Here is a 20,052-nt window from a genome sequence, read left to right on the forward strand (position 1 = left end):
ACGCATGAAAGCATTTCACACATTGGCTCTTGCTACGGCTGCCGTCATGGGTGCCGGCGCAGCTGCGGCTCAGACCCAGTGGGATTTTTCAACGCCTTGGCCAGACACCAATTTTCAGGCCAAGGCCGCACATCAGTTTGCCGAAGCCGTTACTGTGGCGACGGACGGCGATGTGCAGATCAATGTCTTCAATGGCGGCGAGATCGGTGTGAGCGGCACCGAAAGCATGGCCGCCGTGGAAACCGGCATCGTGCAGATGGCCGACTTCCTGTTGTTCCTGCAGGCAGGCGAAGAGCCGCTGCTGGCCATCGACACGTTGCCCTATCTTATTCAGGGGCAGGAGCAGATGGCGACCTTCCTCGAAGTGGCTTCGCCGGTGTTCGATGAAATCGCCGCAAGCCACAACCAGAAGATTCTCTATTATGTTCCCTGGCCGTCTCCGGGGCTTTACTCCAAGAGCAAGATCACAACGGCTGAAGATCTGGAAGGCCAGCGTATTCGCGCGTTCAATCCCGCAAGCTTCGAGTTCCTGAGCAAGCTTGGCGCGGCGCCGCTGGAGATGCCCTGGGGGATGTTGTTCCCGCACTTGCCGCTGGCACGATCGATGGCGTTGCGACCTCGACGTCGTCCGGCGTTGACGGAAAGCTTTGGGATACAACGTCCTATTTCAACCCGCTTCAGTGGTCGACGTCGACGGACGTCGTGACGGTCAATCTCGATGTGTGGAATGCACTTCCCGAGGAAGATCGCCAGGCAATCGAAGGCGTTGTCGAAACGCTGGAGGCTGAATTCTGGGCACAGAGCGCGGCCGAGGATGATGGAAAGACCGAAATTCTCGTTGAAAACGGAATCACCGTGACCGAGGCCGAGGCGTCCATGAAGGCTGTCATGTCGCAAGCCGGCCAGGAAATGTGGGATGCCTTTGTCGAACGGGTTCCGGCCGCCGGGCCAATCATCGAGCAGTATACCGCAGAGGCTGGAAAATAACGTTTAGCAGCAGATTGCCTGCCAGAGTTTTGGCGGGCACCTTTAGCGCAGCCGCCCCTTGATCTTTGGACGTCTGCGTTGTTTGGTCTCCTTTCTTCGGTCCGGAAACCGCCGTGCGGCGGTGCGATCGACAGCGCCTGTGCAGGGAAAGCGATGGTTCGCGCCTTTCTGACATTCACCGACTGGACAGCCAGGATCGCGCAGACCTTCGCGATGATCCTTCTTTACTGCTTCTGCGCGATGATGCTGGCTGAAATCGTAAGCCGGGGCTTTCTGAGCCGCAGCCTTGCTTTTTCCTGGGAATACTCGGCCTTTGCCATGTGCGGCGTCTTCCTGCTTGGGCTCGGGCCGTCGCTTCAGCACGGCACCCAGGTTCGTGTAACGCTCTTGCTGTCACGCGGGCCAAAAGTGACGCGGGCTGTCGATATAGCCGCGACCCTGTGCGGGCTCATCCTCGCCTGTCTGATGTTCGAAGCCTTCTGGAGCGTGTTTCAGGCGTCGCTTTCGCGCGGACTTCGCCAGTCGAGTTACATGAACACGCCGCTTGCCATTCCTCAGGCCGTCGCTGTCATCGGTGCGGGTGAATTCGTGCTGGCGCTGATGTCGAGGCTCTTGCGGCTGGTTTTTGGCATGGAACCGGAAATCAGCAAGGAAGCGCAGGATGGTTGAAATCGGGCTCGTCACGCTCGTTCTGTTCGCCGCGCTTCTGCTCGGCTCGGTCTGGGTTGGCCTGTCGCTTTTCGGCGTCGGCTATATCCTTCTGTCGGTCTACAAGCCCAATATTCCCCTTGAGGCCTTTGCCGGCAAGCTGATGTGGCAGGCCGGAACGGCACAGGAACTGCTGGCCCTGCCGTTGTTCATCCTGATGAGCGATATTCTGGTGACCGCGCGGCTCGGGCGTTCGTTGTTTTCCGGCTTGGCGCCGTGGGTGAGCCGGCTTCCCGGCGGGCTCGTGCACGTCAATGTCGCCGGCTCGACACTGTTTGCTGCCGTTTCGGGGTCGTCGGCGGCGACGACAGCCATCGTCGGTCGCGTGACCCTGCCGGAGCTTCAGGCCCATGGCTACGACCGACGTCTGTCAATCGGCTCGCTCGCAGGCGCCGGCACACTCGGCTTTCTGATCCCGCCGTCGATCATCATGATCATCTACGGTGTGGTCTCCGAGCAGAGCATCCTCCGTCTGTTCATCGCCGGAATTGTGCCGGGGTTATTGCTGGCGGTTCTCTACAGCTTCTACATCGCTGTCGCACATACCGTATCTGGCGGGCGCAGCACAGCGCAGCGCTATTCCTGGAGCGACAGGTGGCGCGGGCTTGCCGAAATCGCCCCGATGGTGGTTTTGATCGCCGGGATCATGGGCGCGCTTTACTTCGGGATTGCCAGTCCGACGGAGCTAGCCTCCGTGGGCGTTCTCGGTGCCATATTGCTGGCGGCTCTCAGGCGCGAGCTCAGCTTCGCCAACCTCGTGTCGGCCGGCAACAGCGCGGTTCGCACCAGTGCGATGATGGGTCTTATTCTCATCGGTGCAGCGCTTTTGAATGCCGCCCTTGGTTTTCTGGGGCTGCCGCGTGCCCTTGCGGGCTGGATTGCAGCGCTGGATCTAGCTCCCTTCGCTCTGATCGCCATGCTGCTGCTGTTCTATGTCCTGATCGGCATGTTTCTCGACGGCACGTCGATCATCGTGATGACATTGCCTATCACTCTGCCTTTGGTTACAGCCGCAGGTTTTGATCCGATTTGGTTTGGTATTTTTGTTGTAGTTGCTGTAGAAATATCCCAGATTACGCCACCGGTGGGATTCAACCTGTTCGTCATTCAGGCGCAGACCGGCGAGACGATCGGAAGACTTGTACGCGCCGTCGTGCCGTTTTTCCTCATCCTCGTCGCCTTCGCACTGCTTCTGGCGATGTTCCCACAGATTGTGCTCTGGTTGCCGGGAAAGATGGAATGAACGCACCGCGACATAAATTGTTAACCCGTTCTTTGCGCGAAGAAATTACCTCAGGCCGCTGGAAGATCGGAGACCGCTTGCCGCCGGAGGTGGAGTTTGCGGTGGAGCGCGGCGTCAGCCGTACGACATTGCGGCGCGCGCTGAGCGAACTGGAAGCGGAAGGCCTGGTGGCTCGGCGCAAGCGTGTAGGGACGATCATCGTCTCGAAAACGCCGCAGCAACATTTTCGTATGGCAACAAACAGTATGCCGGAATTGATGCGCGTTACGCGCGAAACTGTTCTGGAAATCTGGACATCCCGTCACGTTGCAAACCATGATGACCCTGCGCTCGGCGGGCGGGAAAGCGCAACCGGCTTTTGGCTGGAAGTGATCGGCGTCCGCTGCATCCCTGGCCGGCTTCGCCCGTTCAACTGGTCTCGCATGTTTGTCGCCGGGCCATACGCGGGGATCGAACCCTCGCTGTCCCGTCATCGGGTCGGATCTGTCTATAGCCTCATTGAAGAGATGTTCGATCGCCCGATCGTCCGGGTCAGCCAGAGCGCAAGCGCAATTGCCTGCCCGCAGCCCGCCGCCGATGCTATCGGGCTATCGGTGGACACGCCCGTGCTCAGCATCGAGGCCGATCTTTACAGCCAAAACGGTGAACTGGTGGAAATTTCGCAGGCGATCTACGACCCCTCCCGCTTTCAACTGCGCAATGACGTGTTGATCAAGTGAGCGCCGCTGCTGGCGCCCGGATCTGTGCCAGGGTCGCTTTAACGCGCTGGCGCTCGGCCAAGAGCCGGTCTTCCGCCTCGTCCTGTTTCACAAGGGCAAATCTGAAAGGGCGCCCGCCGGGCATTTGCACCAGCCTTGGCAGGTCGGCGGAAATCACGGTGGCGATCTTGGGATAACCGCCTGTTGTCTGCCGTTCGGCGGTCAGCACGGTTGCGGTGCCTGATCCCGGCACCTGTATAGAGCCGGCCGGGGTGCCGTCGGAAACGATGTCGTGGCCGCGCGCCGCCACAAGAGCGGGACCGACAAGCAGGCTGGCCATCCGGTCGCGCCGTGCTGAAACGGCAAAAGGTTCACTTAAAAACAGCGATCGGGTTCGGGCGTCGAAGTAATCGTACTGTGGACCCGCGATCACGTGGATCGGACCTGAAGCCCGGTGGAAAATCGCGGTCATTCGCCGCGGTATCCGCGTTAGCGGCGGGGCCAGGCCGAGGCAGTCACCCGTTTCAAGCGGACGGCCCTCAAAGCCGCCCATGGCGTTGCGCACATGGGTTGCGCGTGAGCCGAGCAGGACGGGGACGTCGATGCCGCCGGAAAAGGCGATATAGCCCCACATCGCGCCGCGCAGTGCGCCGACGTCGAGCTGCTGGCCCGGTTTTAACAGGTGGCTTTCCCAGCATGGCACGGGGCGGCCATCAACCGAGACACTGGCCGCACCGCCGGTGACAGCGAAAAGTGTGGCCTCCGAGACGCGGTAGCTGCCGCCGAACTGGGCGAATTCGAGGGCTGCGGCCTGTTCATCATTGCCGACCAGCGCTTGTGCAATCTGGTAGGCATCATCATCCATCGGCCCGGACGGCGAGACGCCGGCGGCAAGATAGCCCGCTCGCGGGCTTGCCTGCACGGTGACCATCAATCCGGCTTTCACGACCTCCAGCATCACCATGCTTGTTCCGGCTCCACAATGGTTTCCCCGGCGGCGACACGGCTGTCTAGGTCAGTGATCTCTGCGGGGGAGACGGCGTGAAAGCGGATGATATCACCCGCCCGGAAAAACGCCGGGTCTGAGCGCTCGGCGTCGAACAGCCTCACCGGTGTGCGGCCGATATAGCGCCAGCCGCTCGGGCCGGAAACGGAGTTGATCGCGGCCTGAGCGCCACCGATGCCGACCGCACCGGCCGGCACTTTCTGCCTTGGTTCGCCAAGGCGCGGCGTATGCAAAGCCTCCGGCAGACCACCGAGATAGGTGAAACCCGGAGCGAAGCCGATCATGAAGACCCGGTATGTCGCGCCGGTGTGGAGCGCGATCACATCATCGGGGCTCATCCCCCGGGCTGCGGCGAGGTCCGCAAGATCGAGCGCATCGGCCCCTTGGTAACAGACGGGAACAGTAAAATGACGCGCAAGCGCTTCGTCGGGCTCGGCGGCGGTTGCGGCACGTTCGCGCAGAACTGCCGTCAGCTCATGGCCGCGCAGGATTTCGGGATCGTAGAACACCAGAAGCGACCGGTAGGTCGGCACAGTCTCGGTAATGCCCGCGACCGGATCGGCCTTGAGCGCGTCATCGAGCGCGATCACGCGTGCGCTGACGGCGGCGTCAATGATCTCTGCAAACTCCACGGTCACGGCCTGATCACCGGCCGGCTTGATCGTCACCAAAAGATTGCCCCTGGCTGAACATTTACCGTGCGGCGAGGCCACCCAGCCTCCCGCACGGTCTATGCCTATCAGCTATGGGCGGTCTTGCGAAAGGCCTCAATGGTCCGGCGCGTGCCTTCCTGAAGCGAAATGGCAGGCCAGCTGCCCAGGAGGTCTCGGATCGGCGCATTGTCGATGGCGTCCGGCATCGGGCGGCTGTGCGCGGCAATACTGATCTCGGCGTCGGGCACGACGGCGCGGATTGCCGATGCAACATCCTCGCTCGAGCCGATCTCGGTGGTGAGATCGCTGACGATCGGCGCTGGCGCCGGCTTGTCGAGCGAGCGCAGGAAGATCTCGGCCACCTCGTCGATATGCTGGAAACACATCTCGCCTGAGAACGGAATTTCATACGGTTCGCCAAGCGCTGCGGCTTGCATCGCAAGCGTGATTGCCGCCGTCTCGCCGCTGGTGCGGCCCGGCCCGTAGACCACATGCGGCCTGAGGCCGACGGAGCCGAGGCCGTGATCGAGGAAATAGACTTTCGAGATGTCCTCGCAGCAGTGCTTGAATGCGCCGTAAAGATTGACCGGCGAGGCGAATTTCCCACGTGGGCGCGCAGCCAGCGAACTCGCATAGACGATGCGGGAAATGCCTGCCTTGCGGGCTGCCTCCATGATGTTGATATGGCCGATCACATTCACCTGCGCGCCCAGCACCGGGTTTAGCCGGCATGCCGGAATAACGAGGGCCGCCAAATGCAGGATCGCGTCAACACCGAAGCGGGTGATTGCCGGGTCGATGGCATCGGGCCGCGTGATATCGCCTTCGATATAGGTGACGCCTAGTATGCGCGTTTCCTCGGGCGGCAATTTGAGGTCGAGCACGGTGACATGGTCGCCGCGCGCAGCAAGGGCGGATGTCAGCGCCTGGCCGAGAAAGCCTGAACCGCCGGTAACGAGGACGCTGAGCGGCTTGTGGGGGTGCTCCAGATTGTTCATGATGCCATTCCCTGTCCGCCGTTGACGTCGAGCAATTGTCCGGTGATGAAGCCCGCTTCCTCCGACGCGAAAAATGCGACAGCGGCGGCCACATCTTCCACGCGCCCGTGGCGGCGCACCGGAACGCCTTCCATCGCCTTTTGCCGCTCTTCCGGCGTCATGCGTTCATTCAGGAGGCGTTCCACACGCGGCGTCGAGATTGCTCCGGGGCAGACCGCATTGCAGGTGATGCCGGATGGACCGAATTCCTGCGCCATCTGCAGCGTCATCGACTGGATTGCGCCCTTGGCGGCAACATAATTGGCGCCGGTGAACAGGCTGCCATAGCGGCCCGCCTTGGAGCCGAGATTGATCACCCGACCGAAGCCGCCCTGAACCATGCCGGGCAAAACATGGCGGCTGATCCTGACGGCTGCCGTGACATTGAGCGACATCACCCGCTCCCAGTCCTCGTCGGTTTCCTCCAGAAAGGCGCGCGGGGTGTGCAGTGAGCCGCCGGCATTATTGACGAGGATATCGAAAATCATGCCCCTGTCAGCAAACACGGCCATCATCCGGGCAATATCATCGCCATCGGTCAGGTCGCCAGCCACAAAGACGCCCGATGACAGTTCTTCGCTCTGGCTCGCCTTTTCGATCGCTTCCTCGCTGCGGTCGATAATACCGATCCGCGCGCCCTCGGCCGCCAGCCGTGCCGCTATTGCGGCCCCGAGACCATCGGCGGCGCCGGTCACGAGCGCGGTTCTTTCCTTCATTCTATTCAAAGCATTCCTCCCAGCGGATTGAATAGTGATTGACCATCGGTAAAAATGGTACATAATACCACTATGCAAAACTTTTGGCTTTCATGCTAGCGGTTTTTATATCAGCCCACGGGAGAGGGCGATGAACAAGGGAGGAGATTCATCATGAGATTTCGCAAGGAAACCGCAGGCCGTCTCGGTATCGCATTGTCCGCATCGGTCATGATGATCGCCGGCAATGCGACCGCACAGTCAAACCGTCCGGTCACTGTGGTCGTTCCGTTCGCGGCCGGTGGTGGAACCGACATTACTACACGGGCGATGCAGGAAAGTCTGTCCGACACGCTTAAAGCCAATGTTGCGGTCAAGAACACGGCCGGTGCCGGCGGCACGATCGGTGTTGGCGAAGTGGCCCGCGCGCGCGCTGACGGCACCACGCTCGGCATGGCGCCGGTCGGTCCGCTGACCACCCAGCCCCATCTGCGCAAGCTGCCCTATGATGTCGACAGCTTCGACTATATCTGCCTCGCCTATTCTGCGCCAACGGTCATTGCCGTCAGGCAGGATTCCGATTTTTCCAATCTTGAGGATCTGGTGGCCTATGCCAAGGAAAACCCGGGTGAACTGACCTTTGCGGTTCAGGCGATCGGCTCGATCCCGCATATTGCCGGTCTGGCGCTCGCAGACGCCGCCGGTATCGAAATGACTTTCCTGCCGGTGAACGGTGACGGTCCGGCGCTGAAAAGCCTGCTGGACGGCACGGCGGACATCTTCATTCCACATGTGTCGTTCTACACCAGCAATTCTGATCAGCTGAAATCACTGGCGCTTTTGAAGGATGGCCGTCTTGCGGAGCAGCCCGATTTGGTCACCGCCGAAGAGCAGGGCTATGCACTTGATTTCCCGATTTGGGGTGGCCTTGTCGCGCCGGCCGGTCTGGATGATGCCGATATCTCCAAATTCGAGACGGCCTGCAAGGCCGCCATCGATTCCGGTCCATTCCAGGAGCGCATGCAAGCGCTGAAACAACCCTCCGCCTATATGGGGGCTGCGGATTTCGAGGCCTTTGTGCGCGAGAAATACGATACCAATCGCAAGCTGCTTGAAAAGGCTGGTCTTCTGGCGAACTAATGCGGATCCGGGAGTGGTCTATGGCGCTTCTGTTTGCAGAATGTTCGGGGCGAGATGTTGGAGGCATCTCGCTCCGAACACGGTGATATCTTGAGCTTGGAGGAGGCATGGCCGGAACGGATAAGCGTGGCGCGGTATCACTCGCATCGCGGGCGGCGGAAGCGGCGGTCATTGCCGCACTCTTCCTGCTTGTCGTCGTCTTTACGATTCAGACTTTTGAGGAAATCAGTGCCTTTGCCCGCGCAAGCCAGGGCAAAGGTCCGTTTTTCTTTCCCCGCTTTGTGCTGGCCGCGATGGCGCTCCTGCTGCTTTTGCTGCTGCCGGGGCTGAGGCGCGGCAGCCGCGCTTTGCCGCCACTTGCACCGGCGGGGAAGATGTTGGCTCTGATGGCCGCCACCGCCACCTATTGCGCGCTGATGCCTTTCATTGGTTTTCTGGCGGCAAGTGTGCTTTTCGCTATCGCCGTTCCGCTTGTGCTTGGCCGACGCGATACCATCCTGCTTGTCGCGGTTGCTATCAGCTATTCGCTGGCTGTGTGGTTTCTGTTCGAGCGGGTTTTCCTGATCCTTCTGCCAGGTTTTTCCTGGCCGCTGTGATCCGGGCCTAGGGAGTTTTTATGGACCTTATCGTCTCTGCTGCGGCCCAGATCGCGACACCGCTCACCATGCTGGCGATCATTGTCGGAACCGTCGTCGGTGTCATTGTCGGGGTTTTGCCGGGCCTCGGCTCGGTCATCGGGCTGACCATGGTGCTGCCGTTTACCTTTTCGATGCCGCAGATCCCTGCGATCGCGCTGATGCTTGGCGTCTATTGCGGCTCCGTTTACGGTGGTTCGATCACGGCGATCATTCTGAACACGCCGGGAACACCGCAATCGGCTGCAACGGCACTCGAAGGCTTTCCCATGGCAAGGCGGGGCGAAGCAGACCTTGCGATCGGCTGGGTGACGACCGCGTCAACCATTGGCGGATTGTTTTCTGTTCTGGTGTTCGTGATTACCGGGCCATCGCTTGCGGCCTTTTCGCTGCAGTTCACGCCGATTGAATATTTTGCGCTCGGTTTGTTTGCCATGACCTGCATTGCCGGGGTGTCGTCCGGCAATCTGGTCAAGGGGCTGGTCGCCGGCGCGCTGGGGCTGCTTCTCGCCACCATCGGCAATGACCCGGTGACCGGCGATCTGCGCTTCACCTTCGACAGTTTTCAGCTTTCAGCCGGTATCGGCCTGATACCGGTGATTGTCGGTCTGTTTGCCTTCTCGGAGATGTTCCTCAGGGTTCTCCAGATCGACCGGCCGGGCCCGGAGGCGAGCGAAATGCGGGTCGGGTTCCGCATGCCGCCGTGGAAGGACTGGCGACCCCGGATCGGCATGCTGCTGCGGGGCTCTCTGATCGGTTCGTTCGTCGGCGCGCTGCCGGGAACCGGTGCCGCGACCTCCGCCTTCATCGCCTATTCCGAGGCAAGGCGGGCGTCCAAACGAAAGGACAATTTCGGGCATGGCGAGCCGGATGGACTAGTCGCTTGCGAAAGCGCCAACAATGCGGTCACCGGTTCGGCACTGGTGCCGACACTGGCGCTCGGTATTCCAGGCGATCCCGTTACTGCGGTCATGCTGGGTGCGCTGGTGGTCCAGGGGATCGCGCCGGGTCCGCAGCTTTTTGCCAATCATCTGGATCTGATCTACGCGATCTTTCTCTGTCTGATCCTCGTCAATATCGTGATGTTCCTGACCGGCGCGCTGGGTGCCTCGCTTTTCACCCGCGTGTTGCGTATTCCAGAGCCGATCCTGGTCGGGCTGATCCTGATCATCGCCACGGTCGGCGCCTACGGCGTCAATGGCAATGTGTTCGATGTCTGGGTCGCGTTTGCGGCAGGTGTTGCGGGTGTGGTGCTGCGTTATTTCCGCTTTCCCGTCGCCCCCATCGTCATCGGTATGGTGCTGGAGCCGACCATCGAAATGTCGCTCCGCCAGGGGCTGATCCTCACGCATGGCAATTTCTGGGGCTTTTTCGAGCGCCCGATTGCGTCACTGCTGTTCGCCATCACACTGATGACGTTGTGTTGGCCGCTGGTGCGCATGGGCATCGCCCAGCTTAAGAAACCGCGCCGCCACTGAGTATCAAGAGGACGGATGGGTTGACGGGGATGCCTCCGAGGTCGCGGCAGTAGCTCTGCTTCTCGCATCAGAAGACAGGGCTTCACGACTGGAAGCGAAATCTGCGTCGACGACTTTGTAGCGTAGGTCTGAAACCTTCAAACAAAAAGACCCGGCGCAAGGCCGGGTCAGTCATGATGACACGCTCTGAGCGCTTAGCTGGCCGCGCGGGCTTTTCCGAAGCGCTTGCGCTCATTTGCGTCGAGGTAAATTTTCCTGAGGCGGATCGATTTCGGCGTGACTTCCATCAGCTCATCATCCTGAATCCACGACAATGCCCGGTCGAGCGTCATGCGGATCGGCGGCGTCAGCTTGACGGCCTCGTCCTTGCCGGCGGAGCGGATATTGGTGAGCTGCTTGCCCTTCAGCACGTTGACCTCAAGGTCATTCTCGCGCGTATGGATACCGACGATCATGCCGGCATAGACCTTGTCGCCGGGTTCGATAATCATCGGACCGCGATCTTCGAGGTTGAACATGGCGTAGGCCACGGCTTCACCGGACTGGTTGGACAGAAGAACGCCCTGATTGCGACCGCCGATTTCGCCCTTGAAGGGCTGGTAGTCGTGGAACAGGCGGTTCATGATCGCCGTGCCGCGGGTATCGGTCAGAAGCTCGGACTGATAGCCGATCAGGCCGCGCGTCGGCGCGAAGAATACCAGACGGACGCGGTCGCCACCGGAGGGACGAAGCTCAACCATCTCACCCTTGCGTTCGGCCATCTTCTGGACCACGATCCCGGAATGCTCTTCATCGACGTCAATCACGACTTCTTCGAAGGGCTCCATCAACTGGCCGGTTTCTTCATCCGTGTGCATCACAACGCGCGGACGCGAGACTGCAATCTCGAAGCCTTCACGGCGCATCGTTTCGATCAGGACGGCAAGCTGCAATTCACCGCGACCGGATACGTAGAACGAGTCCTTGCCCTCGGCTTCCTCGATCTTCAGCGCGACATTGCCTTCGGCTTCCTTGAACAGACGGTCGCGGATGACGCGGCTGGTCACCTTGTCGCCTTCGGTGCCTGCAAGCGGGCTGTCGTTGACGATGAAGGACATGGTGACGGTCGGCGGGTCGATCGGCTGGGCGGTCAGCGGCGTGGTCACTGCCGGGTCGCAGAACGTGTCGGCGACGGTACCCTTGGACAGGCCGGCAATCGCGATAATGTCGCCCGCCTGCGCTTCTTCGATCGGCTGGCGCTCGATGCCCCGGAACGCGAGGATTTTTGAGACACGGCCGGTTTCGACCGTCTTGCCGTTCTGATCGAGCACCTTGACGGGCTGGTTCGGCTTGATCGAACCGGAATTGACACGACCGGTGATGATGCGGCCAAGATAGGGGTTGGCTTCCAGCAGCGTGCCGATCATCGAGAACGGGCCTTCGGCAACTGTCGGAGCCGGAACATGCTCGACGACCAGGTCGAGGAGCGGGCCGAGACCCTGATCCTGCGGGCCTTCGGGCGAAGTGTTCATCCAGCCGGCGCGACCGGAACCGTAGAGAATGTGGAAGTCGAGCTGTTCGTCGGTGGCGTCGAGCGCTGCAAACAGGTCGAAGACCTCGTTGACAACTTCATCGGCGCGGGCATCCGGGCGGTCGATCTTGTTGATCGCGACGATTGGCTTGAGGCCGACCTTGAGCGCCTTGCCGACCACAAACTTGGTCTGCGGCATGGGGCCTTCTGCGGCATCTACCAGAACGATCGCACCGTCCACCATGGAGAGAATGCGCTCGACCTCTCCGCCGAAGTCGGCGTGGCCGGGGGTGTCGACGATGTTGATGCGGGTATCCTTCCACACGACCGAGGTCGCCTTGGCGAGGATGGTGATGCCGCGTTCCTTTTCGAGGTCATTGCTGTCCATCACGCGTTCGTCGACGCGCTGGTTTTCACGGAAAGAGCCGGATTGTTTCAGAAGCTCGTCAACAAGGGTCGTCTTGCCATGGTCAACGTGCGCGATGATCGCGATGTTGCGAAGTGCCATTTTAATAGGTCTCTGGGGCTGGGCACCGACATGCTGGAGCGATGGGAGGACCGCTGCCGAAAGAGGGGCGCCTGTTATACTTGCCGCGCTCTTACACATTTTTTGACGAAAACGAAAGAGATTGTTTTGTGTCAGGGCCAATGTGACGGGCAGGGCAGGCCTGAAACCGGCCGGTTTTGTCGCCAACCAGCGCTGCGGGGCAGGCAGGTTGCAAGCTGCGCGGTCAGAAACGCGTAAAGCGCGCCGCCCCTTTGTGGCCTGCCGTTGCGGGATTTGAACGGTGCGCGGATCCGGTCTTCGGGCTTGAAAACCGGCAGATGACCGCTGGGTGCGTCCTCCGGCGAAAAAATCATTTCGTCTTAGCGCTTCGATCTCGCCGTTTTCACGATACCCGACGGCGTTGCCGAACGCGTTGAGCGTTTGCGAGGCGGAGAACAAAGGCGCGCCAGCCGGTGTCTCCTAGTTGAAGCCGAGGAGCAGGGCGCCCTGATAAAACAGGAAGGCGATCACCCATGCGTAGAGGAGCGAGAAGATCAGGGAAAAGATCATGAAGCCCCAGGAGCGGCTCTCCGCCTTCACGGTGGCGACCGTGGTCAGGCACAGGGTGTAGAGCAGGCAGAACAGGCAGAAGGAATAAGCGGCTGCCGGCGAGACCGTGAGGCCGATCTGATGGGCAACAAGCCCGGCAGACATGGCGTAGATGGTCGACAGCGATCCGATCACCACCTCCTTGGCAATGAAGCCGAAGATCAGCGCCAGCGTAAGATAGGGATTGATGCCGATTGGCGCCATCACCGGCTGCAGCAGCTCGCCCAGCTGGCCGCCCCATGTGTCGAGGCCCGTGGCATTGGTCGGGAAATTGGTGAGAAACCACACAGCTATGGTGCCGATGATGATGAAATTGGTGGCCCGGCGCAGGAATTCCCGCAGTTCGCCGTAGCCGCGCAGCCACACCTGCCTGAGGGTCGGCACCCGGTAGGGCGGCAGTTCCAGCACGAACGGCTCTGTGTTCTTGAACTGTTTCGAGCGGCTGAAGATCGCGGCCGCCAGAAAGGCGGCGGCAAAGGAAATGACGTAGAAGGAAAACAGGACTAGCGGGCCCTGGGCCGGTGGAAACACGGCTGCGATGATGAAGACGAACACCGCAAGCCGCGCCGAGCACAGCGAAAACGGAATGATCAGCATCGACAACAGACGCAGCGGCTGCGAGCGCATCACACGTGTGCCCATCAGCGCCGGGACATTGCAGCCGAAACCCATCATCTGCATCACGAAGGAGCGCCCGTCGAGGCCGATCCGGCGCATCCATGTGTCCATGAGATAGGCCGCGCGGGAGAGATAGCCCGAATCCTCGACCGCCGCCATGCAGAAGAAAAACAGCATGATCAGCGGCACGAAGGAGGCCACGGTGGCCACGCCGAGCCATATGCCGTTGATCACGAAATTCTGCAGCCAGGCTGGGCCGAGGCCCAGGACCGGCTCGAGAATGCGGTTCTGGATCCAGTCGGTGATCGCTCCGACCCAGCCCTGGGATGGCAGGCCGATGGCCCAGACAATGTAAAATACCAACAGCATGACCGCGAAGAACAGAGGCAGGCCGAAGACCGGATGCAACAGGAAACGATCGAGCTTCTGCGCGATGGTTTGCGGCGGTATTTCGGGATAGAAGACAGCGCCGGAAAGCGTTTCGGCCAGCGTTTCCTCGGTCATCAGGGTTTCGCGCAGAGCGTCGTAGTCTGCGTAGATGGGCGGCGTGTCCGCGCGCGCTGACAGAACCTTGTCGACGCTGGCGATCGCGTCGGGGTAACCTTCGCCATATTTGGCGCTGATCAGGTGGACCGGCAGGCCGACCCTTGCCGAGAGCGTTTCCGTATCAATCTCGATTGCATTCTTGCGGGCTTCATCAGCCATGTTCAGCATGACGACGGCGGGCAGGCCGAGCTGTTTGATCTGCAGTGGCATCAGGATCTGCCGGTCGATCTGGCTGGCATTGATGACGATCACGACGAGATCGACGGGGTAGGTCTTCAGGAAGTTGGCAACGACGGTCTCGTCTTCGGAGAAGCCCTCAAGATCGTAAATGCCGGGAAGATCGACGAATTCCAGTGTCCGGCCGCCGAGATTGACGCGGGCATTGGAGAGCGAGACCGTGATGCCCGGCCAGTTGCCGACATAGGCGCTCGCCCCTGTGATACGGTTATACAGCATCGACTTGCCGGTATTGGGCTGGCCGATCATGGCAATGCGCGGAACATCGTTGCGGTCGAGATTGGCGTCTGCCGGCGAACAATGGGACATGGCTTCTTCCGGAGCTTGAGCTGGCGGAGGTACCCGCCGGCGGCGTTTGTTATGTTTGCTCGGTTTTGACCCGCGCGCCTTTTGCGGCATTCTTGTCGTGGCTGCGGCGCACACGGCGCGCCGCGCATGCGAGGTCAGTCCTGGATCTTGCGAACCTTGACGAGTTCGGCCTCTGTGCGGCGGATGGCGATTTCGGTCGCCTTTCCGGCGCGGACAACCAGCGGCCCGCCAAACCAGGCGCGCCGGACCATGGAGACCTGGTGGGTGCTGGAAAGGCCGAGCGCCCTGAGGCGCACCGAAAGCCCGTTTTCGAAACTGCCGGCCTCGACGATTTCGACGATACCGCTTTCGCCGGGCTGAAGGCTTTCAAGCGAGACGATGCGCCCTTCGCGCAGCGTCTCAAGGGTCGGGTCGTTGCTCATTCGTGCCCCATGCTCACAATCTCACGGTCGATGTCGTCATTTGCGTGCGGTCCGTCGCCGAACAGGAGCTCTTTGAACAGCGGTGCCATGGCACCGGAAACTGTCATTCACTTGCCCTTTCCTGTCGTTCGATTTCTCTATGACACGAGGAATGCGTGTACGCAAGATACTTAACTAGAACAGGAAAGATTTTCTAATCCGCTGTATTTACGCACTAAAATTGACTGGAGTGCATAGATGGAGTCAATTTAAGGTGAGCGTAAGTTGACATATGTCAGTTTCTGTTCTTCCTGGATTGCCGGAAATAATTGACGTCAAGAAACGCTATCCACCTCAAAAGCGGATGAAAAAAGGCCGGAAGCGTTTCCGCTTCCGGCCTTTGACGATGTAAGTGATCTTGATCGGTATCACATAACGGCGCCGACCTGCCACGGCACAAATTCATTGTCACCGAGCCCGAGCGTTTCCGACTTGGTTTTCTGGCCCGAGGCAGTGGCGATCAGATAGTCGAGGATCTCCTCGCCCTTCTTTTGAAGGTCTGCGCCATCGGAAAGAATATCGCCGCAGTTCAGGTCCATATCGTCAGGCATGGACGCAAACAGGGCGGAATTGGTGGCGAGCTTGACCGTTGGCGTCGGCTTGGAGCCGAAAGCCGAACCGCGACCGGTGGTGAAACACAGGATTTGCGCACCGCCGGCGATCTGGCCGGTGGCCGAGACCGGGTCGTAACCGGGCGTGTCCATGAACAACAGGCCCTTGTCGCGGATCTGTTCACCATATTCGAGAACGCCCGCAAGCGGCGTGCTGCCGGCCTTGGCGACAGCACCGAGCGATTTTTCCAGAATGGTGGTCAGTCCGCCCTGCTTGTTGCCGGGTGAGGGGTTGTTGTCCATCGAGCCGTGATTGGCTGCGGCGTAGTCTTCCCACCAGCGGATGCGCTCAAGAAGCTTGTCGGCAACCGCACCATTGGCGGCGCGGCGCAGAAGCAATTGCTCGGCGCCGTAGATTTCCGGTGTTTCCGAAAGGATCACCGTTCCGCCCATGCCGACGAGCAGATCACTGGCGATACCGAGCGCGGGGTTCGCGGTGATGCCGGAAAAACCGTCGGAGCCGCCGCACTGAAGCGCAAGCTTGAGCTCGGAAACGGGCATCTCGACCCGTCGCGCTTCGTTGACCTTCGGCAGCAGTTCCTTGATGTGCTCGACAATCATGTCGATCGATTTCTGGGTGCCGCCATTTTCCTGGATCGTCATCATGAAGAAACGGCTCTCGTCCATCTCGCCGTGGATCTCACGCATGCGGGCAAGCTGCATCTGCTCGCAGCCGAGGCCGACGAAGAGAGCGGCACCGGTGTTAGGATGGGTGGCATAACCCCACAAAACGCGCTGGAGATTGTCGAAACCGGGTCCGGAACTGGCCATGCCGCAGCCGGTGCCGTGGGCAAAGGCGGCGACACCGTCAACATGCGGATAATCGTTCAGAATGCCGGACTGATTGATGATATCGGCTGCCTTGCGGATCACCGTGGCGGAACAGTTGACCGTGCCGCAGATGGCGATGAAATTGCGTGTGCCGGCAGAGCCATCGGCGCGGCGGTAGCCCATGAAGGTGCGCGGAGCAACGGTGGGGATTGCCGCCTTTGCGGCTTCCAGATCGGCGCCGATTTCATAATCGCGGCCATGGTCGCCGAAGGCGCAATTGTGCACGTGAACGTGTTCGCCCGCCTTGATGTCATGCGTTGCGTAGCCGATCAGCTGGCCAAATTTGAAAATGCCGCCACCTTCGGAAATGTCGGTATTGGCAATCTTGTGGCCGCGGGTCACAGGCGCTTCGAGCGGGATGCCGAAGCCAAGGGGCGTGTCGCCTTTGTTGGCGCGTCCGGCGAGGATAGACACCGTGTCCTTGGGGTGCAGTTTGAGACAGAGATCAGCCACGGTCGCTCCTTTGGCAAAATGCATATAAGTGGGAAAAGGCGCCCGGCGGGATGAGCCCGGCGCCTTCATCCTGGTTTACTTGATCACGGCCTCGGCCATGGCACGGGCACCCTTTTCAACGAGGCCTTCATAGGCGGCAACGAGGCCCTCCACGAAGTCCTTGTTGTCCTGAAGCGCCTTGGGGAAAACGTCGGAAACGCCGATCAGCGCCTCAACCTTTTCGCGCGGCGTTGCCCCGGTGTCGGAAAGCGCCTTGAACTTCTCGGCGAGCGGATCGCGAACATCGATCGGGTTGCCACGTTCATCGACGCCGCCGACATAACGCATCCATGCGGCAATCGCGAGCGAAAGACCTTTGACCGGACGGCCGGCATCGAGGTCTTCCTGAACCGTTTCGAGAATGCGCTGCGGCAGTTTCTGCGAACCATCCATGGCGATCTGCCATGTCAGGTGGCGGATCGAGGGGTTGGAGTAACGCTTAAACAGGGCAGCGGTGTAGTCCTCGAGGCTCACGCCGGGCGGTGCGTCAACGGCGGGAATGATTTCCTTTTCCCACAGGAACTTGCAGTAGGCCGCAAACACCGTGTCGGAAACCGTATCGTAAATCGTTTCCTTGCCGGCGAGATAGCCAAGATAGGAAATCGAGGAATGCGTGCCGTTGAGACAGCGAAGCTTCATGTGCTCAAACGGGGTCACGTCCTCGACAAGCTGTGCGCCGACAGCGCCGATATCGGGACGCTCACCGTCAACGAACTTGTCTTCGACAACCCACTGACGGAAGGGCTCGTGCATGACCGCAACCGGATCGTAAACGCCGGTGAGTTCGGCGACGCGCTCGATGTCTTCCGGCTTGGTTGCCGGCACGATGCGGTCGATCATGGTGCAGGGGAAGGTGACTTCCTTCTCGATCCATGCCTGCAGTTCAGGATCGATCATGCCGGCCAGCTCGATGACGACGGCATGAACCACATGACCGTTGTTCGGCAGGTTGTCCGAGCTCATCATCGTGAACGGGCGAACGCCTGCCTTGCGGCGGCGGTCGAGCGCGCGGACAATGTATCCGAGTGCCGATTTCGGCTTGTTCGGGTCCTTCAGGTCTTCAATGATGAAGGGATGTTCGCGGTTGAGTCTGCCGGTCGAGGGGAAGTGGCAATAGCCCTTTTCCGTGACCGTCGAGGTGACGATCTTGATTTTCGGATCGGCCATCAGGGAAAGGACGGCTTCCGGATCATCGGGAGCATCGATGACGTCGTTCAACACAGGGATCACCTGCGGCTCAATGCCTTCGGGCGCGAGCGACACCGCGGTATAGGCAAAGCCCTGCGGTTCGAAGATCTCGCGCTGTTTCGGCGGCGTCATCAGATTGACGCCGACAATGCCCCAGTCACCACCGGACTTTTGCATTGCTTCATAAAAATAAATTGCGCCGTGGGAGCGATAAAACGCTCCCAGGCCCAGATGCACAATCCCCGAGCCCGGACGTGGGTAGTCCGGACGTTTCAAGCGGGGAAGGCTTTCGGCATTAGCGGGCAAGCCAGCCTCCATCGACATTAAGGATCGCCCCGTTGATGTAGTCAGACGCGGGCGAAGCAAGAAAGACGGCAGTGCCGCCCAGATCAGCCGGGTCACCCCAGCGGTTGGCCGGGATCCGGCCAAGAATTTCCGCAGAGCGCGCTTCATCAGCACGCAGTGCGGCAGTGTTGTTGGTGGCGATATAGCCGGGCGCAATCGCGTTCACATTGATGCCCTTGGCCGCCCACTCGTTGCACATCAGCTTGGTGATACCGGCAACGCCGCTTTTTGAAGCGGTGTAGGAGGGAATGCGGATGCCGCCCTGGAAGGACAGCATCGAGGCGATGTTGATGATCTTGCCCGTGCCGCCGCGTTCCAGGACCTTCTTTGCGAACCCCTGGCAGGTGAAGAAAACCGCCTTGACGTTCATGTCCATGACGTCGTCCCAGTCTTGCTCCGAGAAGTCGACAGCGTCATCGCGACGGATGATACCGGCATTGTTGACCAAAATATCGATCGGCTTGTCATGGGCCTCGATAAATTTCTTGCCATTCATCGGGTCGGAAAGATCGACAACCTCGCTGAGGGCTTGGCCGCCAGCTTCCTTGATGATCTTCACCGTCTCATCGCTATCCTGACGGCTGGTGCACAGAACCTCCGCACCGGCCGCGCCGAGGGCAATCGCAATGCCCTGGCCTATCCCGGTGTTGGCGCCTGTGACCAGCGCTCGCTTGCCTTCAAGTGAGAAAGAAATAGCCATTAGCGCAGCGTCTCCATGGATACCATCTCAACATCCTTGTAGTCGACATTGTCGCCGGCCATGGCCCAGATGAAGGTATAGTTGGAGGTGCCTGCACCTGAATGGATCGACCAGGACGGGGACAGCGCGCCTTCCTCGTTTTTCAGCACCATGTGGCGGGTTTCGTCGGGTTCACCCATCATGTGGAACACACGGGCCTCTTCATCGAGGTCGATGTAGAGATAGGCCTCGCAGCGGCGGTCATGGACGTGGGCCGGCATGGTGTTCCAGATCGAACCCTTCTGCAGTTTGGTCATGCCGACAACGAGCTGGCAGGACTTCATCACGTCGGGATGGACAAACTGATAGATGGTGCGCTCATTGCAGTTTTCGGCGGCACCCAGCGTCACATTGGCAGCTTCTGCGATCTTGATCAGGCGTGAGGGATAGGCCTGGTGCGCCGGGGCAGAGAGAATGTAGAAACGGCCTTCGCCGGAGAAGGTGACCTTGCCGGCACCCATGCCGAGATAGAGCATGTCGCCGTGGACCATGTCGTATTCTGCGTCGCAGGTGACCTTGCCCGGACCACCAAGCTTCACGATAGTCATCTCGCGACGGTCAAGGACCGAAGCCGTGCCACACGGGGCGACGTGATCGAGTTCCAGCGGACCGTCTTTCGGGCAAGCACCGCCGACGATCATCCGGTCATAATGGGTGTAGATCAGATTGATTTCACCTGGAACGAAAAGATTGCCTACGTGAAAATGCTCGCGCAGTTCGCTTGTGTCGAATGTGCTCGCTGTGACGGGGTCGATGGCGTGGCGAATTTCAATATTTAACATTTCAATC

19 protein-coding genes are annotated in these 20,052 nt (G+C 60.2%); 8 read left to right on the forward strand and 11 right to left on the reverse strand.

From position 1 onward, the window contains the following. Nucleotides 1-4: 4 nt before the first annotated feature. From dctP to AC0L7L_RS19520, 5 genes are all read left to right on the forward strand, one after another. Complete coding sequence (dctP, locus tag AC0L7L_RS19500; protein ID WP_272213787.1) at nt 5-706, forward strand: TRAP transporter substrate-binding protein DctP; 702 nt, start codon at nt 5-7, stop codon at nt 704-706. Then, a complete protein-coding gene (locus AC0L7L_RS19505; RefSeq protein WP_272213788.1) occupies nt 703-987 on the forward strand; it encodes a type 2 periplasmic-binding domain-containing protein in 285 nt (94 codons plus the stop codon). Before dctP ends, AC0L7L_RS19505 begins: the two co-directional genes overlap by 4 nt. A gap of 153 nt (nt 988-1,140) precedes the next feature. Further along, nucleotides 1,141-1,656 carry a TRAP transporter small permease subunit gene (locus AC0L7L_RS19510; RefSeq protein ID WP_272213789.1) on the forward strand — a complete coding sequence of 172 codons (516 nt, stop codon included), beginning with the start codon at nt 1,141-1,143 and terminating at the stop codon, nt 1,654-1,656. Beyond that, nucleotides 1,649-2,938, forward strand: coding sequence for a TRAP transporter large permease (locus AC0L7L_RS19515; RefSeq protein ID WP_473510865.1), 1,290 nt, complete (start codon nt 1,649-1,651; stop codon nt 2,936-2,938). Before AC0L7L_RS19510 ends, AC0L7L_RS19515 begins: the two co-directional genes overlap by 8 nt. Further along, a complete protein-coding gene (locus AC0L7L_RS19520) occupies nt 2,935-3,657 on the forward strand; it encodes a GntR family transcriptional regulator (protein ID WP_473510867.1) in 723 nt (240 codons plus the stop codon). Before AC0L7L_RS19515 ends, AC0L7L_RS19520 begins: the two co-directional genes overlap by 4 nt. Here AC0L7L_RS19520 and AC0L7L_RS19525 read toward each other — a convergent pair. The 4 genes from AC0L7L_RS19525 to AC0L7L_RS19540 form a co-directional block, all read right to left on the reverse strand. Then, the gene (locus tag AC0L7L_RS19525; protein WP_272213790.1) at nt 3,650-4,600 is read right to left on the reverse strand and encodes a 5-oxoprolinase subunit C family protein; all 951 of its coding nucleotides are present in this window, start codon (nt 4,598-4,600) and stop codon (nt 3,650-3,652) included. The two genes, AC0L7L_RS19520 and AC0L7L_RS19525, sit on opposite strands and share 8 nt — an antisense overlap. Beyond that, the gene (gene pxpB / locus AC0L7L_RS19530; RefSeq protein WP_473510869.1) at nt 4,594-5,310 is read right to left on the reverse strand and encodes a 5-oxoprolinase subunit PxpB; all 717 of its coding nucleotides are present in this window, start codon (nt 5,308-5,310) and stop codon (nt 4,594-4,596) included. Before pxpB ends, AC0L7L_RS19525 begins: the two co-directional genes overlap by 7 nt. A 71-nt stretch (nt 5,311-5,381) precedes the next feature. Next, on the reverse strand, nt 5,382-6,293 hold the full coding sequence (locus tag AC0L7L_RS19535) for an NAD-dependent epimerase/dehydratase family protein (RefSeq protein ID WP_473510871.1): 912 nt from the start codon (nt 6,291-6,293) through the stop codon (nt 5,382-5,384). Continuing rightward, entirely contained in the window at nt 6,290-7,048 is a 759-nt protein-coding gene (locus AC0L7L_RS19540) for an SDR family NAD(P)-dependent oxidoreductase (RefSeq protein WP_272213794.1), read from the reverse strand. Before AC0L7L_RS19540 ends, AC0L7L_RS19535 begins: the two co-directional genes overlap by 4 nt. Before the next feature lie 153 nt (nt 7,049-7,201). Between AC0L7L_RS19540 and AC0L7L_RS19545 the strand changes: the two genes are divergently transcribed. From AC0L7L_RS19545 to AC0L7L_RS19555, 3 genes are all read left to right on the forward strand, one after another. After that, nucleotides 7,202-8,167 carry a Bug family tripartite tricarboxylate transporter substrate binding protein gene (locus tag AC0L7L_RS19545; protein WP_272213795.1) on the forward strand — a complete coding sequence of 322 codons (966 nt, stop codon included), beginning with the start codon at nt 7,202-7,204 and terminating at the stop codon, nt 8,165-8,167. A gap of 107 nt (nt 8,168-8,274) precedes the next feature. Further along, the gene (locus AC0L7L_RS19550) at nt 8,275-8,763 is read left to right on the forward strand and encodes a tripartite tricarboxylate transporter TctB family protein (protein ID WP_272213796.1); all 489 of its coding nucleotides are present in this window, start codon (nt 8,275-8,277) and stop codon (nt 8,761-8,763) included. Between the two features lie 20 nt (nt 8,764-8,783). Continuing rightward, nucleotides 8,784-10,280, forward strand: a complete 1,497-nt coding sequence (locus AC0L7L_RS19555; protein WP_473510876.1) for a tripartite tricarboxylate transporter permease — start codon at nt 8,784-8,786, stop codon at nt 10,278-10,280. A 194-nt stretch (nt 10,281-10,474) separates the two neighbouring features. Here AC0L7L_RS19555 and typA read toward each other — a convergent pair whose 3' ends face one another. The 7 genes from typA to kduI all read right to left on the reverse strand — a co-directional run bounded on the left by typA (nt 10,475) and on the right by kduI (nt 20,045). After that, nucleotides 10,475-12,298 (reverse strand): translational GTPase TypA, encoded by a 1,824-nt coding sequence (gene typA / locus AC0L7L_RS19560; protein ID WP_473510879.1) that lies wholly within the window; start codon nt 12,296-12,298, stop codon nt 10,475-10,477. Between the two features lie 459 nt (nt 12,299-12,757). Then, nucleotides 12,758-14,596: a ferrous iron transport protein B gene (gene feoB, locus AC0L7L_RS19565; RefSeq protein WP_473510881.1), complete on the reverse strand. Its 1,839-nt coding sequence runs from the start codon at nt 14,594-14,596 to the stop codon at nt 12,758-12,760. Nucleotides 14,597-14,730: 134 nt separating this feature from the next. Continuing rightward, the gene (locus AC0L7L_RS19570; protein WP_272213799.1) at nt 14,731-15,018 is read right to left on the reverse strand and encodes a FeoA family protein; all 288 of its coding nucleotides are present in this window, start codon (nt 15,016-15,018) and stop codon (nt 14,731-14,733) included. Nucleotides 15,019-15,425: 407 nt separating this feature from the next. Beyond that, nucleotides 15,426-16,952 carry a UxaA family hydrolase gene (locus tag AC0L7L_RS19575; protein WP_272213800.1) on the reverse strand — a complete coding sequence of 509 codons (1,527 nt, stop codon included), beginning with the start codon at nt 16,950-16,952 and terminating at the stop codon, nt 15,426-15,428. A gap of 75 nt (nt 16,953-17,027) precedes the next feature. Continuing rightward, nucleotides 17,028-18,485 (reverse strand): mannitol dehydrogenase family protein, encoded by a 1,458-nt coding sequence (locus AC0L7L_RS19580; protein WP_473510884.1) that lies wholly within the window; start codon nt 18,483-18,485, stop codon nt 17,028-17,030. Further along, on the reverse strand, nt 18,475-19,224 hold the full coding sequence (gene kduD, locus AC0L7L_RS19585; protein ID WP_473510886.1) for a 2-dehydro-3-deoxy-D-gluconate 5-dehydrogenase KduD: 750 nt from the start codon (nt 19,222-19,224) through the stop codon (nt 18,475-18,477). The genes AC0L7L_RS19580 and kduD overlap by 11 nt, the downstream gene beginning before the upstream one ends. After that, entirely contained in the window at nt 19,224-20,045 is an 822-nt protein-coding gene (gene kduI, locus AC0L7L_RS19590; protein ID WP_272213804.1) for a 5-dehydro-4-deoxy-D-glucuronate isomerase, read from the reverse strand. The genes kduD and kduI overlap by 1 nt, the downstream gene beginning before the upstream one ends. Nucleotides 20,046-20,052 lie beyond the last annotated feature (7 nt).

It is taken from the genome of Martelella sp. K41-7, assembly GCF_055808365.1.

Bases quoted from the DNA above. Each gene is read 5' to 3' on its own strand.
- AC0L7L_RS19550 (WP_272213796.1), top strand. From the start codon at position 8,275: ATGGCCGGAACGGATAAGCGTGGCGCGGTATCACTCGCATCGCGGGCG.
- AC0L7L_RS19520 (WP_473510867.1), top strand. From the start codon at position 2,935: ATGAACGCACCGCGACATAAATTGTTAACCCGTTCTTTGCGCGAAGAA.
- AC0L7L_RS19525 (WP_272213790.1), bottom strand. From the start codon at position 4,600: ATGGTGATGCTGGAGGTCGTGAAAGCCGGATTGATGGTCACCGTGCAG.
- AC0L7L_RS19545 (WP_272213795.1), top strand. From the start codon at position 7,202: ATGAGATTTCGCAAGGAAACCGCAGGCCGTCTCGGTATCGCATTGTCC.
- typA (WP_473510879.1), bottom strand. From the start codon at position 12,298: ATGGCACTTCGCAACATCGCGATCATCGCGCACGTTGACCATGGCAAG.
- AC0L7L_RS19555 (WP_473510876.1), top strand. From the start codon at position 8,784: ATGGACCTTATCGTCTCTGCTGCGGCCCAGATCGCGACACCGCTCACC.
- AC0L7L_RS19540 (WP_272213794.1), bottom strand. From the start codon at position 7,048: ATGAAGGAAAGAACCGCGCTCGTGACCGGCGCCGCCGATGGTCTCGGG.
- AC0L7L_RS19515 (WP_473510865.1), top strand. From the start codon at position 1,649: ATGGTTGAAATCGGGCTCGTCACGCTCGTTCTGTTCGCCGCGCTTCTG.
- feoB (WP_473510881.1), bottom strand. From the start codon at position 14,596: ATGTCCCATTGTTCGCCGGCAGACGCCAATCTCGACCGCAACGATGTT.
- dctP (WP_272213787.1), top strand. From the start codon at position 5: ATGAAAGCATTTCACACATTGGCTCTTGCTACGGCTGCCGTCATGGGT.
- AC0L7L_RS19510 (WP_272213789.1), top strand. From the start codon at position 1,141: ATGGTTCGCGCCTTTCTGACATTCACCGACTGGACAGCCAGGATCGCG.
- kduI (WP_272213804.1), bottom strand. From the start codon at position 20,045: ATGTTAAATATTGAAATTCGCCACGCCATCGACCCCGTCACAGCGAGC.
- kduD (WP_473510886.1), bottom strand. From the start codon at position 19,224: ATGGCTATTTCTTTCTCACTTGAAGGCAAGCGAGCGCTGGTCACAGGC.
- AC0L7L_RS19570 (WP_272213799.1), bottom strand. From the start codon at position 15,018: ATGAGCAACGACCCGACCCTTGAGACGCTGCGCGAAGGGCGCATCGTC.
- AC0L7L_RS19535 (WP_473510871.1), bottom strand. From the start codon at position 6,293: ATGAACAATCTGGAGCACCCCCACAAGCCGCTCAGCGTCCTCGTTACC.